Origin of the sequence: Kitasatospora sp. NPDC101155, from assembly GCF_044768305.1 — a bacterium.
Lineage (GTDB): Bacteria > Actinomycetota > Actinomycetes > Streptomycetales > Streptomycetaceae > Kitasatospora.
Map to the genome: position 1 here is coordinate 25,779 of NZ_JBIWPN010000019.1, position 14,176 is coordinate 39,954.

At 72.4% G+C, this 14,176-nt stretch carries 13 protein-coding genes; 10 read left to right on the top strand and 3 right to left on the bottom strand.

From position 1 onward, the window contains the following. Positions 1 to 100: 100 nt before the first annotated feature. On the bottom strand, positions 101 to 1,555 hold the full coding sequence (locus ACIRYZ_RS26355) for an NAD(P)H-quinone dehydrogenase (protein WP_402948454.1): 1,455 nt from the start codon (positions 1,553 to 1,555) through the stop codon (positions 101 to 103). Positions 1,556 to 1,652: 97 nt separating this feature from the next. Between ACIRYZ_RS26355 and ACIRYZ_RS26360 the strand changes: the two genes are divergently transcribed. The 3 genes from ACIRYZ_RS26360 (at position 1,653) to ACIRYZ_RS26370 (ending at position 4,942) form a co-directional block, all read left to right on the top strand. Continuing rightward, complete coding sequence (locus ACIRYZ_RS26360) at positions 1,653 to 2,090, top strand: gamma-glutamylcyclotransferase (RefSeq protein ID WP_393025667.1); 438 nt, start codon at positions 1,653 to 1,655, stop codon at positions 2,088 to 2,090. A 149-nt stretch (positions 2,091 to 2,239) separates the two neighbouring features. Beyond that, complete coding sequence (locus ACIRYZ_RS26365) at positions 2,240 to 3,061, top strand: purine-nucleoside phosphorylase (RefSeq protein WP_350511221.1); 822 nt, start codon at positions 2,240 to 2,242, stop codon at positions 3,059 to 3,061. Between the two features lie 162 nt (positions 3,062 to 3,223). After that, a complete protein-coding gene (locus ACIRYZ_RS26370; protein ID WP_402948458.1) occupies positions 3,224 to 4,942 on the top strand; it encodes a phospho-sugar mutase in 1,719 nt (572 codons plus the stop codon). 65 nt (positions 4,943 to 5,007) lie between these two features. Here ACIRYZ_RS26370 and ACIRYZ_RS26375 read toward each other — a convergent pair whose 3' ends face one another. Next, entirely contained in the window at positions 5,008 to 5,682 is a 675-nt protein-coding gene (locus ACIRYZ_RS26375) for a PH domain-containing protein (protein WP_402948461.1), read from the bottom strand. Between the two features lie 106 nt (positions 5,683 to 5,788). On the opposite strand from ACIRYZ_RS26375, the gene deoC reads away from it, so the two are divergent. From deoC to ACIRYZ_RS26395, 4 genes are all read left to right on the top strand, one after another. Next, the gene (gene deoC, locus ACIRYZ_RS26380; protein ID WP_402948464.1) at positions 5,789 to 6,775 is read left to right on the top strand and encodes a deoxyribose-phosphate aldolase; all 987 of its coding nucleotides are present in this window, start codon (positions 5,789 to 5,791) and stop codon (positions 6,773 to 6,775) included. Positions 6,776 to 6,780: 5 nt separating this feature from the next. Then, the gene (locus ACIRYZ_RS26385; protein ID WP_387616851.1) at positions 6,781 to 8,256 is read left to right on the top strand and encodes an aldehyde dehydrogenase family protein; all 1,476 of its coding nucleotides are present in this window, start codon (positions 6,781 to 6,783) and stop codon (positions 8,254 to 8,256) included. Beyond that, positions 8,249 to 9,169 (top strand): aldehyde dehydrogenase family protein, encoded by a 921-nt coding sequence (locus tag ACIRYZ_RS26390; RefSeq protein WP_402948467.1) that lies wholly within the window; start codon positions 8,249 to 8,251, stop codon positions 9,167 to 9,169. Before ACIRYZ_RS26385 ends, ACIRYZ_RS26390 begins: the two co-directional genes overlap by 8 nt. A 227-nt stretch (positions 9,170 to 9,396) precedes the next feature. Then, on the top strand, positions 9,397 to 10,035 hold the full coding sequence (locus tag ACIRYZ_RS26395) for an ATP-binding protein (RefSeq protein WP_402948470.1): 639 nt from the start codon (positions 9,397 to 9,399) through the stop codon (positions 10,033 to 10,035). Between the two features lie 237 nt (positions 10,036 to 10,272). Here ACIRYZ_RS26395 and ACIRYZ_RS26400 read toward each other — a convergent pair whose 3' ends face one another. After that, positions 10,273 to 10,935, bottom strand: coding sequence for a SigE family RNA polymerase sigma factor (locus tag ACIRYZ_RS26400; protein WP_393025754.1), 663 nt, complete (start codon positions 10,933 to 10,935; stop codon positions 10,273 to 10,275). A gap of 603 nt (positions 10,936 to 11,538) precedes the next feature. Here ACIRYZ_RS26400 and ACIRYZ_RS26405 point away from each other — a divergent pair. From ACIRYZ_RS26405 to ACIRYZ_RS26415, 3 genes are read left to right on the top strand one after another with little or no spacing between them, the layout of a single operon-like run. Further along, positions 11,539 to 12,219, top strand: a complete 681-nt coding sequence (locus ACIRYZ_RS26405; protein WP_355669748.1) for a response regulator transcription factor — start codon at positions 11,539 to 11,541, stop codon at positions 12,217 to 12,219. A gap of 46 nt (positions 12,220 to 12,265) precedes the next feature. Then, complete coding sequence (locus tag ACIRYZ_RS26410; RefSeq protein WP_402948473.1) at positions 12,266 to 13,810, top strand: ATP-binding protein; 1,545 nt, start codon at positions 12,266 to 12,268, stop codon at positions 13,808 to 13,810. Further along, positions 13,807 to 14,130, top strand: coding sequence for a hypothetical protein (locus ACIRYZ_RS26415; protein WP_402948476.1), 324 nt, complete (start codon positions 13,807 to 13,809; stop codon positions 14,128 to 14,130). The genes ACIRYZ_RS26410 and ACIRYZ_RS26415 overlap by 4 nt, the downstream gene beginning before the upstream one ends. Positions 14,131 to 14,176 lie beyond the last annotated feature (46 nt).

Sequence of the window (14,176 nt, forward strand, 5' to 3'; positions counted from 1 at the left end):
CGTCAATAGCCCTGGACCGCGCCCGCTGTCCGGGTGACGATCACTCATGCGCGAAGGGCGGCCGCCGATCGGCAGCCGCCCTCAACTTCACGCCTCGGGCTCAGGATTCGCCGTCGGCCCGCTTGCGGATGTGCAGCTGCCGCGCGGCCTCGGCGGTCGAGCCGGAGACCGACGGGTAGACGGTGAAGGCGCTGGCCACCTGTTCGACGGTCAGATTGGCGTCCACCGCGAGCGAGATCGAGTGGATCAGCTCGCTGGCCCGCGGGGCGACGACCACGCCGCCGACCACGATGCCGGTGCCCGGGCGGCAGAACAGCTTCACGAAGCCGTCCCGGATGCCCTGCATCTTCGCCCGCGGGTTGCCGCGCAGCGGGAGCTTGACCACGACGGCGTCCATCTTGCCGCACTCCACGTCGGCGGCGGTGTAGCCGACGGTGGCGATCTCCGGGTCGGTGAAGACGTTGGAGGCCACGGTCTTGAGGTTCAGCGGCTGCACCGCGTCGCCGAGCGCGTGGTACATCGCGATCCGGCCCTGCATGGCCGCCACCGAGGCGAGCATGAAGACGCCGGTGCAGTCGCCCGCCGCGTACACGCCCGGGGCGCTGGTGCGGGAGACCCTGTCGACCTGGACCTGGCCCCAGTCGTTGAGCTTGACCCCGGCCTCCTCCAGGCCCATGCCGGCCGTGTTGGGGATCGAGCCGACCGCCATCAGGCAGTGGGTGCCCTCGATCACCTTGCCGTTGGAGAGGGTCACCTCGACCCGGTCGCCGATGCGCTTGGCGCTCTCGGCGCGCGAGCGGCTCATCACGTTCATGCCGCGGCGCCGGAAGACGTCCTCCAGCACCTCGGCGGCGTCCGGGTCCTCGCCCGGCAGCACCCGGTCGCGGCTGGACACCAGCGTGACCTTGGAGCCGATCGCCTGGTAGGCGCCGGCGAACTCGGCGCCGGTCACACCGGAGCCGACCACGATCAGCTCGCGGGGCAGCTCCTCCAGGTCGTACACCTGGGTCCAGGTGAGGATCCGCTCGCCGTCCGGCTGGGCGTCCGGCAGCTCGCGCGGGTGGGCGCCGGTGGCGATCAGCACGGCGTCGGCGCGCAGCGACTGGACGCTGCCGTCGGGCCCGTCCACCAGCACCTCGCGGGAGCCGTCCACGGCCTGCCCGCCGGCGCCGAGCCGGCCCCGGCCGCGCAGCACGGTGACCCCGGCGCGGGTGACGGACTGGGTGATGTCGTGGGACTGCGCGATCGCCAGGCGCTTCACACGGCGGTTGACCTTGCCCAGGTCCACGCCGATGACCTTGCTCTCCGGCGCCTCGCCGTCGCCGTCCCGGGCGACCGTGATGCCCAGCTCCTCGTACGAGCTGCCGAAGGTGGTCATCACCTCCGCGGTCGCGATCAGGGTCTTCGACGGCACGCAGTCCGTGAGCACCGCCGATCCGCCCAGACCGTCGCGGTCGACGACGGTCACCTCCGCGCCGAGCTGAGCGGCCACCAGCGCCGCCTCGTAGCCGCCGGGTCCGCCACCGATGATCACGATCCGAGTCACGCTCACCATTGTCCCGCACGCCGAGAGCGCCGCCACAACGGGGTCCGGGCTCCGTACGGACGCACAACCGCCCGCCGCGTGCGCCGACCGGGCTACGCTGGCCCCCATGCCCCTTTACGCCGCGTATGCCACCAACCTCGATGCCCGGCAGATGACCCGCCGAGCCCCGCACTCCCCGCTGCGCGGCACGGGGTGGCTGGACGGCTGGCGGCTCACCTTCGGCGGCGAGCAGCTCGGCTGGGAGGGCTCGCTGGCCACCGTCGTCGAGGACGAGAAGCACCAGGTCTTCGTCTCGCTCTACGACATCGCGCCGATGGACGAGGAGGGCCTGGACCGCTGGGAGGGCGTCCAGCTCGGCATCTACCGCAAGACCAAGCTGCGCGCGCAGACCCTGGACGGCGACATCCAGGTCTGGACGTACGTGCTCAACGACTACGAGGGCGGCCTGCCCGCGGCCCGCTACCTCGGGCTGATCGCCGACGCCGCGGAGAGCGCCGGCGCCCCGCACGACTACGTGATGGATCTGCGCCGCCGACCCTGCTGAACGCGCGCCTCCTTCTTTCTGTACGTATCAACGACCCGGTCACCCGAAAGGCGCCGCCGAGCTGTGTTTTCGGGTCAACCGGGTAACGATCCGGCACGCCGCGTCCGAATTTCTACGCGCGTAGCCGAAAGCCGTCTATCCTCGGACCCGTGAACGCTTCTCCTCAGTCGGTCGTCTCCGCCGACCCCTACGCCGCCGCCCAGGCCGCCGCCGAGCGCCTGCGCGAGCTGACCGGTGCCGAGCGGCACGACGTCGCCCTGGTGATGGGCTCCGGCTGGGTGCCGGCCGCCGACGCCCTGGGCGAGACCGTGGCCGAGTTCCCGGTCACCGAACTCCCGGGCTTCCCCGCCCCCGCCGTGGCCGGCCACGCCGGCAAGATCCGCTCGGTGAAGATCGGCGACAAGCGCGCCCTGATCTTCCTCGGCCGCAACCACTACTACGAGGGCCACGGCGTGGCCACCGTCGTCCACGGCGTGCGCACCGCCGCCGCGGCCGGCTGCGGCATCATCGTGCTGACCAACGGCTGCGGCGGCCTGCGCCAGGGCTGGACCCCCGGCCAGCCGGTCCTGATCAGCGACCACATCAACCTGACCGCGGACTCCCCGATCGTCGGCGCCAACTTCGTCGACCTCACCGACCTGTACTCCAAGCGCCTGCGCGCGCTGTGCCACGAGGTCGACCCGAGCCTGGACGAGGCCGTCTACGTCCAGTTCCGCGGCCCGCACTACGAGACCCCGGCCGAGGTCAACATGGCCCGGGTGATCGGCGGCGAGCTGGTCGGCATGTCCACCACCCTGGAGGCCATCGCCGCCCGCGAGGCCGGCGCCGAGGTGCTCGGCATCTCCCTGGTCACCAACCTGGCCGCCGGCATGACCGGCGAGCCGCTCAACCACGAAGAGGTGCTGGAGGCCGGCAAGGCCTCCGCCGAGCGCATGGGCGAGCTGCTGGCGAAGGTCCTGGAGCGGATCTGACGCCTCCCGGGCGCAGAATCATGAGTGACGGGGCCCACGGGCGGCGTGATCCGCTGATCACGCCTTCCCGCGGGCCCCGTCCGCATGTGCACACCTCATCCCTTCTTGTTGCGCGGAACCCTCCGGCCGACACACCGACGCACTTCCCGATGGAGCAGCAACATGACGCAGGCACCCACCACCGACCTCCTCGCCCGGGCCCGCACCTGGCTGGCCGAGGACCCCGACCCGCAGACCCGCGAGGAGCTGACCGCCCTCCTGGCCCGGGCCGAGGCACCGGAGGGCGAGGAGGACGGCAAGCTCGCCTGGGCCGAGCTCGCCGAGCGCTTCGCCGACCGTCTCCAGTTCGGCACCGCCGGCCTGCGCGGCGAACTGGGCGCCGGCCCCATGCGGATGAACCGCGCCGTGGTGATCCGGGCCGCCGCCGGCCTGGTCGCGTACGTCAAGAAGGAGAACCTGGGCGACCTGGTCGTCATCGGCTACGACGCCCGGCACAAGTCCTACGACTTCGCCCGCGACACCGCCGCCGTGGTGGTCGGGGCGGGCCTGCGGGCCGCGCTGCTGCCTCGCCCGCTGCCGACCCCGGTGCTCGCCTTCGCCGTCCGCCACCTGGGCGCGGCCGCCGGTGTGACCGTCACCGCCAGCCACAACCCGCCGCAGGACAACGGCTACAAGGTCTACCTGGGCGACGGCTCGCAGATCGTCCCGCCGGCCGACGCCGGCATCGCCGCCGAGATCGACGCGATCGGCTCGCTGAACGACGTCCCGCGCGCCGAGGAGGGCTGGGAGGTGCTCGGCGAGGACGTCATCGAGGCCTACCTGGCCCGGGCCGTCTCCATCGTCGACGAGCACAGCCCGCGCGAGCTGGACGTGGTCTACACCCCGATGCACGGCGTCGGCCGCGACACCCTGGTCGCCGCCTTCCGCCGGGCCGGCTTCCCGGCGCCCACCGTGGTCGCCGAGCAGGCCGAGCCCGACCCGGACTTCCCGACCGTGGCCTTCCCCAACCCGGAGGAGCCGGGGGCGATGGACCTCGCCTTCCGCACCGCCGCCGCGGTCGGCCCGGACATCGTGATCGCCAACGACCCGGACGCGGACCGCTGCGCGGTGGCCGTCCCCGCCAACGCCAACGCCGCCGGCAGCGGCAACGGCACCTCCGGCTGGCGGATGCTGCGCGGCGACGAGGTCGGCGCGCTGCTCGGCTCCGCCCTGGTCGCGAAGAAGGCCGAGGGCACCTTCGCCACCACCATCGTCTCCGCCACCCTGCTCGGCCGGATCGCCGAGGCCGCGGGCCTGGACTACGCCGAGACGCTGACCGGCTTCAAGTGGATCTCCCGCGCCGAGGGCCTGCGCTACGGCTACGAGGAGGCGCTCGGCTACTGCGTCGACCCGCAGGGCGTCCGGGACAAGGACGGCATCACCGCCGCCCTGCTGGTCGCCGAGCTCGCCGCGACCCTCAAGAAGTCCGGCCGCACCCTGACCGACCTGCTGGACGACCTGGCGCTGGAGCACGGCCTGCACGCCACCGACCAGCTGTCCGTCCGGGTCCAGGACCTCTCGCTGATCGCCGACGCGATGCGCCGCCTGCGCGAGCAGCCCCCGACCGCCCTGGCCGGCCTGACCGTCACCCGCGCCGACGACCTCTCGGCCGGCTCCGCCGACCTGCCCCCCACCGACGGCCTGCGCTACTACCTCGCCGGCGAGTCCGTCCGCTCCGCGCGCATCGTGGTCCGCCCCTCCGGCACCGAGCCCAAGCTCAAGTGCTACCTGGAGGTCGTCCTCCCGGTCGCCAGCGCCGCCGACCTCGCCCCCACCCGCACCCGCGCCGCCGAGCTCCTCGACACCATCAAGCACGACCTCGCCCAGGCCGCGGGCATCTGACCCACCCCGTACGAAAGGGCCCGCCGGTGCGCGACCGGCGGGCCCTTTCGTACGTGTCGGTCGAGTCAGACCGTGATCACCGTGATCAGGGCGACGAGGCCCACCAGGGTGGGGGCGATGACCCACCAGCACCAGCGGACGACGACGGGGCCGGCGGCTTCCGGGCGGGCGGCGTTGCGTTCGGCCATCTCCTGGAGGAGGTCGGTGATCTGGTCGGACCAGGCGCGGGTGGGGTCCGGGGAGCCCTGGACGACCGGGTTGGTCTGGCGGCCGAAGACCATGCCCATCCGGGAGGCGTGCTCGGCGGCGCCGCGGGTCTGGGCGCGGGTGGCGCGCTTGCGCTGGCGCAGGGAGACCGGGACGGCCCAGACCTGGTACTTCTTGTCGCCGGCGAGGAGCTCCACCGAGTAGCCCGCGCGCAGGGCGTCCACCGAGGCCCAGGGGGCGGTGATGGTCCGCCACGGGTTGCGGACGAGCAGGCGGCTGTTGTTGGCCCGCACCGCCGGGCGCAGGGTGTAGGCGATCACCGGGAGGGCGAACACCGGTACGGCCGCGAGGGCGACGTACGGGGTCTTCCCGGTGCCGGTCACCACGGCGTCGCCGATCAGCCAGGCGGCGACGGCCAGCAGGAACACGCCGGAGATGACGCCGGGGACGGAGCGGTACACGCGGTCCGCGTACTCGGGCTCCCCGTCGGGGGCGGCCGAGCCCTGGTGGGGCTTGCCGTCGGAATCGGTCATGGCGTCGATTCTGCCCCATGCCCCTCACCAGCAGGTCTCGGTCCGGCCACGAATGGCAGGCACCCTAGCGGTCGACTACGCGCGTAGATATGCTGGTCTGGTGACTATGTCCACTGTTGCAGCCAATGCCCCCGGCGTTGCGGGCAGCGGCCTCGCGGACGTTGCGGCGTCCGAGGCCTCGCTCCGCCGCTTTCTGCACGGCCTGCCCGGCGTCGACCAGGTCGGCCTGGAGGCGCGTGCCGCCGCCCTCGGTACCCGCTCGATCAAGGCCACGGCGAAGGCCAATGCCATCGACCTGGCGATCTCCATGATCGACCTGACCACGCTGGAGGGCGCGGACACGGTCGGCAAGGTGCGCGCCCTGTGCGCGAAGGGCAGGACCCCCGACCCGACCGACCCGACCACCCCGCGCGTCGCCGCCATCTGTGTCTATCCCGACATGGTCGCCACCGCGAAGGACGCCCTGCGCGGCACCGACATCCAGGTCGCCTCCGTGGCCACCGCCTTCCCGGCCGGCCGCGCCGCCCTCCCGGTCAAGCTCGCCGACACCGCCGACGCGGTGGCCGCGGGCGCCGACGAGATCGACATGGTGATCGACCGCGGCGCCTTCCTCTCCGGCCGCTACCTCGACGTCTTCAACGAGATCGTCGCCGTCAAGGAGGCGTGCAAGCGCGCCGACGGCAGCTACGCCCACCTCAAGGTGATCTTCGAGACCGGCGAGCTGCAGACCTACGACAACGTGCGCCGCGTCTCCTGGCTGGCGATGCTGGCCGGCGCCGACTTCATCAAGACCTCCACCGGCAAGGTCGCCGTCAACGCGACCCCGCCGGTCACCCTGCTGATGCTGGAGGCGGTCCGCGACTTCCGCGCGCAGACCGGCGTCCAGGTCGGCGTGAAGCCCGCCGGTGGCATCAAGACCACCAAGGACGCCATGAAGTACCTGGTGATGGTCAACGAGACCCTCGGCGACGACTGGCTGACCCCGCACTGGTTCCGCTTCGGCGCCTCCAGCCTGCTCAACGACCTGCTGATGCAGCGCCAGAAGCTCACCACCGGACGCTACTCCGGCCCCGACTACGTGACGGTGGACTGATCACCATGGCCAAGAAGAAGAACATCGAGGAGCCCGTGCGCAAGGCCGGCCTCTTCGAGTACGCCCCGGCCCCCGAGTCCCCCGCCGCCGCGGGTGACATCGCCACCTCCTACGGCCACTTCATCGGCGGCGAGTTCGTCGACTCCTCCGGCAGCGAGGCCCTGAAGACGGTCAACCCGGCCACCGAGCAGGTGCTCGCCGAGTTCGCCCAGGGCACCGACGAGGACGTGGACCGCGCCGTCGCCGCCGCCCGCAAGGCCTTCGCCGACTGGTCGGCGCTGCCCGGCAGCGAGCGCGCCAAGTACCTGTTCCGGATCGCCCGGATCATCCAGGAGCGCAGCCGCGAGCTGGCCGTGCTGGAGTCGATCGACAACGGCAAGCCGATCCGCGAGACCCGTGACGTCGACCTGCCGCTGGTCGCCGCGCACTTCTTCTACTACGCCGGCTGGGCGGACAAGCTGGACTACGCCGGCTTCGGCCCGAACCCGAAGCCGCTGGGCGTGGCCGGCCAGGTCATCCCGTGGAACTTCCCGCTGCTGATGCTGGCGTGGAAGATCGCGCCCGCGCTGGCGACCGGCAACACGGTCGTCCTGAAGCCGGCCGAGACCACCCCGCTGACGGCCCTGCGCTTCGCCGAGATCTGCCGCCAGGCCGGTCTGCCGAAGGGTGTCGTCAACATCGTCACCGGTGACGGCCGCACCGGCGCCGCGCTGACCTCCCACCCGGACGTCAACAAGGTCGCCTTCACCGGCTCCACCCCGGTCGGCCGGGCGATCGCCAAGCAGCTGGCCGGCACCCGCAAGAAGCTGTCGCTGGAGCTGGGCGGCAAGGCCGCCAACATCGTCTTCGACGACGCGCCGCTCGACCAGGCGGTCGAGGGCATCGTCAACGGCATCTTCTTCAACCAGGGCCACGTCTGCTGCGCGGGCTCGCGCCTGCTGGTCCAGGAGTCGATCCAGGACGAGCTGCTGGACGCCCTGAAGCGGCGGATGGGCACCCTGCGGGTCGGCGACCCCCTGGACAAGAACACCGACATCGGCGCCATCAACTCGGCCGAGCAGCTGGCCCGGATCACCGCGCTGACCGAGGCCGGCGAGGCCGAGGGCGCCGAGCGCTGGTCGCCGGCCTGCGAGCTGCCGGGCACCGGTTTCTGGTTCAAGCCGACCCTGTTCACCGGCGTCAGCCAGGCCCACCGGATCGCCCAGGAGGAGATCTTCGGCCCGGTGCTGTCGGTGCTGACCTTCCGCACCCCCGAAGAGGCGGTCGCGAAGGCCAACAACACCCCGTACGGCCTCTCCGCCGGCATCTGGACGGAGAAGGGCTCGCGCATCCTCTGGATGGCCAACAAGCTCAAGGCCGGTGTGGTCTGGGCCAACACCTTCAACAAGTTCGACCCGACCTCGCCGTTCGGCGGCTACAAGGAGTCGGGTTACGGCCGCGAGGGTGGCCGCCACGGTCTGGAGGCCTACCTCGATGTCTGATGTCGCGACGCGTCTTGACGCCCCTGTACGAATTCAGGTCAGCAAGACCTACAAGCTGTACGTCGGCGGGAAGTTCCCGCGCTCCGAGAGCGGGCGGGTGTACGAGGTGACCGACTCCAAGGGCGAGTGGCTCGCCAACGTCCCGCTGGGCACCCGCAAGGACACCCGCGACGCCGTCCTGGCCGCCCGCGCGGCGGTCAAGGGCTGGGCCGGCACCACCGCGTACAACCGCGGCCAGGTGCTGTACCGGGTGGCCGAGATGCTGCAGGGCCGGCGCGAGCAGTTCGCCGCCGAGGTGGCCGTCTCCGAGGGCATCGGCCCGAAGAAGGCCGCCGCGCTGGTGGACGCCGCGATCGACCGATGGGTCTGGTACGCGGGCTGGACGGACAAGGTCGCCCAGATCGCGGGCGGCGCCAACCCGGTGGCCGGGCCGTACTTCAACCTCTCCACCCCGGAGCCGACCGGCGTGGTCGGGATCGTCGCGCCGCAGGCCGGGTACGGGCACTCGCTGCTCGGCCTGGTCTCGGTGATCGCCCCGGCGATCGCCACCGGCAACACGGTCGTGGTCGCGGCCGCCGCGGACGCCCCGCTGCCCGCGCTGTCGCTGGGCGAGGTGCTGGCCACCTCGGACGTCCCGGGCGGCGTGGTCAACATCATCTCGGGCCGGACCGCGGACATCGCCCCGACGCTGGCCTCGCACCAGGACGTCAACGCGCTGGACCTCACCGGCGCCATCGCCGCCGAGGGCCCCGGCGCGGCGCCCGCCCTGGAGGCCGCCGCCGCGGATACCCTGAAGCGGGTAGTCCGTCCGGAGCTGGACCCGTTCGCCCAGGACTGGACGAATGCGCCCGGTACGGACCGGCTACTCTCGTTCCTGGAGACGAAGACGGTCTGGCACCCGATGGGGATCTGACCCTCCGTCGCCGCTTCGTCACAACTCCACAGACTGGCCGTCCCCAGCGCCCTCTCCCCCCCAGGGCCCGGACGGTCATTGGACGGACCCGCACCTCTCCCCCCTGGTGCGGGTCCGTCGGTGTTCCGGCGGCCTGCGTCCCGCCACCGCCTACGAGCCGCCCGGAGCCGGAAGTTCTGCGCACACCGGTTTCGGCAACCGGCCCGGATGCGTCAGACTGGTGTCCCGTGAGTGACTCCCCCATGAATCCTGCCCCGCCGGCCCGTGCCCGGGTGATCCTGCTCTCCGGGCCCTCCGGATCGGGGAAGTCCTCGCTCGCCGAGCGCAGCGGTCTGCCGGTGCTCCAGCTCGACGACTTCTACAAGGACGGGGACGACCCGACCCTGCCCCGGCTGCCGGACGGCGCCGTGGACTGGGACTCCCCGCTCGCCTGGCACAGCGACCAGGCCGTCGCCGCGATCCGCGCGCTGTACGAGCACGGTCGCGCGGACGTGCCGGTGTACTCGATCCCGGACAACGGCCGGATCGACACCCGCACCCTGGACCTGGGCGGCGCGGCCGCGTTCATCGCGGAGGGCATCTTCGCCGCCGAGATCGTCGCGCGGTGCGCCGCCGAGGGCCTGCTCGGCGACGCCCTGTGCCTGCGCAACGGCGCGCTCACCACGGCCTGGCGCCGACTGCGCCGGGACGTCCGCGAGGGCCGCAAGTCACTGCCGGTGCTGCTGCGCCGGGGCTACCGGCTGATGCGGGCCGAGCGCTCCATCGTCGGGCGGCAGGTCTCGCTGGGCTCGCACCCGTGCGCCGGGCCGGAGGCCGAGCGGCGGGTCCGCGCCGCGACCGGGTGGCGGGAGCTCTCAGCGGTCTGAGCCGCCGGAGGGGCCGCCCGGAGCGGTCCCCCCGCAGCGGCCCCTGGGGCCACCCCTGACGGCGGCCCCGGGCCCCTGGAACGGAAAGGACGACGGGCCCGGTGCGTCTCCCCCGCACCGGGCCCGTCGCCTTCCCCGAACGGCTCTCGGCTCCCCACTGGCGCCGCTCCCCCGAGCCGGCGTCCCCGAACCGCAACCGTCCGCTACCCGTCCCCCGACGGGAGTCTTCTGTTAGTCCTACGCGACCAGCTCGCCGAACGCCCGGACGGTGTCGCCCGACTTGTTCAGGTGCTCGTCGTCGCGCAGCCGGCGCAGGGCGCGCCAGATGCTGCTCTTGACCGTGCCGACGCTGATCCCCAGCACGTCGGCGATCTCCGGGTCGGTCTTGCCCTCGTAGTACCGCAGCACCAGCATGGTCCGCTGGTTCTCCGGCAGCTTCGCCAGCGCCTGCCAGAGCACGGTGCGCAGCTCGGTGCCGCCCATCGCGTCGGTGTCGCCGGCCGTCTCCGGCAGCTCCTCGGTCGGGTACTCGTTGACCTTGCGGCGCCGCCAGGCGGAGATGTGCAGGTTGGTCATGGTGCGGCGGAGGTACCCGCCGACCGCGGCCTTGTCGGTGATCCGGCCCCAGGCCCGGTAGGTGCTGAAGAGCGCGCTCTGCAGCAGGTCCTCGGCCTCGTAGCGGTCACCGGTGAGGTGGTACGCCGTGGCGTACAGGGAGGCGCGGCGCTCGCGCACGTACGCGGTGAACTCCGTGATGTGGTCCTCCGCGACGGCCGGGTGCTCCCCCTGCGCGTCTCCCTGTCCCGCCTCGGTGGTGCGGGCCGGTGCGGGGTTCAGCCGCAGCAGCGTCGCACCGGCGGCCTCGCGGCCGGTCGGCTCCCCCGAACCGATCGTCCGCAGGCCGTTGTTCCCCCCGGTTCCCCTGGTCCCCCCGGTACCCCCCAGGGCGTCCTTGCCCTCGACGCGGACGGGGAGGATCCCCCGCAGCGTGAGGGTGTTGGCGGAGTCGACCGCACTCCCCAGTCGGCCGACTCCGTACAGCTCCCCCGTCCTGCCGCCGCCGCTCACCCGGCGTGCGACAGGGTTTCCACCGGTGCTGTGCGCGCACCCCCGTACGGTCACGGCACCGGAGTTCTCGTCGGTCCTGATCTCGTACCGGGTCCGATGGGTGGTCGCTGAGGAACGCGCGGTGCGGAGAGCCGGGTTGGTCCGGGTCTGAAGCGTGGCGTTCATCGTGCGCCCCCTTTGTCGGTACGAGCGGTTCCTGTTGCCGCCCTCCAGCCGGACCTTGCGGCCCGCTGTCCTGCGGCGACATGGAAAATCCTGCCCGTCGGTTGTGATGGCGCTGTCCGCCGACTGTCACAGGGGTGTCACAGGGGCGGGCCTTTCGTCCCGGTCCGCTTCCCTCCGTACCGGACGCCGGTAGCCGCCCTTCCGGTTCCCGTACGGTCGGTGACCGGTGCTGGGGGTGATTCGACGCTCCCGGTGGGCCAAAATGGGGCCGTGCCTTTCCTCCTACTGATCGAGGACGACGACGCCATCCGGACCGGCCTCGAACTCGCTCTCACCCGCCAGGGCCACCGCGTGGCCACCGCCGCCTCCGGTGAGGACGGTCTGAAACTCTTCAAGGAGCAGCGGCCCGACCTGATCGTGCTGGACGTGATGCTGCCCGGGATCGACGGCTTCGAGGTGTGCCGTCGGATCCGCCGCACCGACCAATTGCCGATCATCCTGCTCACCGCGCGTTCGGACGACATCGACGTGGTCGTGGGCCTGGAGTCCGGCGCGGACGACTACGTGGTGAAGCCGGTGCAGCCGCGCGTCCTGGACGCCCGGATCCGGGCGGTGCTGCGGCGCGGGGAGCGGGAGAGCTCGGACTCCTCCGCGTACGGCAGCGTGGTGATCGACCGGGCCGCGATGACCGTCACCAAGGACGGCCAGGACCTCCAGCTCACCCCGACCGAGCTGCGGCTGCTGCTGGAGCTCAGCCGCCGCCCCGGCCAGGCGCTCTCCCGCCAGCAGCTGCTGCGGCTGGTCTGGGAGCACGACTACCTCGGCGACTCGCGCCTGGTGGACGCCTGTGTGCAGCGGCTGCGGGCGAAGGTCGAGGACGTGCCGTCCGCGCCGACGCTGATCCGCACCGTGCGCGGCGTCGGCTACCGACTGGACCCGCCGACGGTCTGACCGCTCATCCCAGGAATTCTGAACTCCCGTACGACGACAGGCTCTCGTGACTGACCATCAGCAGACTGCCCGACGGTTCTCCGCGGGCCGGTGGCGGAAGCTGCGCTCCCTGCGGGTGCGGCTGATCGCGGTGTTCGCGGCGGTCGCGCTGCTCGCCGCCGTCTCGGCCTCCGGCATCGCGTACTGGTTGAACCGCGACGCGGTGCTCAAGCGCGCCCAGGACACCGCGCTGAACGACTTCCGGGTCTCGCTCAGCCGCAACGTCTCCGACCTGCCACTGAACGCCAGCTGCCCGGAGCTCGCCACACTGGCCTCCAACGTGGCGAGTTCCGGCCTGAGTTACGACGTGGTGGTGGTCGACCCGGCGCACCCGGAGTGCCCGGCCTCCTCGGACCCGCAGCACTACACGCTGGCCGACGTGCCGGCGGCGCTGCAGTCCACCGTCGCCAAGCCGCGCGAGGTCAGCGAGAGCAACCCGTACCCGTACCACCTGTACTGGCAGCGGCAGAACCTGGAGGGCCACCCGTTCGTGATCGGCGGCACCAAGGTGGTGCCGAACGGGCCGACGGCCTACGTGTTCAAGTCGCTGGAGAACGAGCGGGCCGATCTCAACACGCTGGGCTGGTCGCTGGCCATCGCGACACTGCTCGCACTGATCGGCTCGGCGCTGCTCGCCCAGGCCGCCTCGGCGACCGTGCTGCGGCCGGTCAAGCGGCTCGGTGAGGCCGCCCGACGGCTCGGCCAGGGACACCTGGACACCCGGCTGGAGGTCGAGGGCTCGGACGAACTGGCCGACCTGGCGCGGACGTTCAACCGGGCCGCGGAGTCGCTGCACGAGCAGGTCGAGGAGCTGAGCGCGCGCGAGGCGCAGAGCCGGCGGTTCGTCGCCGACATGTCGCACGAACTGCGCACCCCGCTGACCGCGATGACCGCGGTGACGGACATCCTGGAGGACGAGGCCGAGTCCCTGGACCCGATGATCGAGCCGGCCGTACGGCTCGTGGTGAGCGAGACCCGCCGGCTGTCCGACCTGGTGGAGAACCTGATGGAGGTGACCCGCTTCGACGCCGGCACCGCCAAGCTGGTCGCCGACGAGGTGGACATCGCCGACCTGATCATGTCCTGCATCGACGGCCGGGCCTGGTACGACGCGGTCGAACTGGACGCCCCGCGCGGCATCCTGGCCGTGGTCGACCCGCGCCGACTGGACGTGGTCTTCGCCAACCTGATCGGCAACGCGCTCAAGCACGGCGGCTCGCCGGTGCGGGTCAAGGTCCGGCAGACCGACGACTCGGTCGTGATCGAGGTCTCCGACAGCGGCCCCGGCATCCCGGAGGACGTGCTGCCGCACGTCTTCGACCGCTTCTACAAGGCCGACCGCGGGCGGGCCCGCTCCGAGGGCAGCGGCCTGGGGCTGTCCATCGCGATGGCCAACGCCCAGATCCACGGGGGGACGATCACCGCGGCGAACGGGGAGGTCGGCGCGGTGTTCACCCTGACGCTGCCGCTGTCCCCGCCGCCTCCGCCGTCCGCCGGCGAGGCCGAGGACGGCCCCGTCGGCGACGCCGCCGAGCACAAGGACGCCACGTGACCTCCCCCACCCGCACCACCGTGCGCCGCACCGCCGGCGTGCTGCTCCTGTTCGCGCTGGCCTCCGGCTGCGGCATCCGGCCGACCGCCGTCCCGGTCGACGCCGGCGCGCCCGCCAGCCGGACCGCCTGCCCGGCCACCCCGCACATACCGACCGCCCTGGCCACACCGTCCGGCCCGGTGTCCGCCGCGACCCCGGCCCGCGGCACGGCCGCCAAGGCGAGCGCGAGCCCGAGCCCCTCGCCCACCCCGGTGACGCCGGGCTCGCCGCCGCCGGACAACGTGTTCAGCGCGGTGCCGACGGCCTCCCCGTGCAAGTGAGGAGGCCGCGCGAAGGGGCGTGTCCGGGAATGTTCACGCCCGGCGT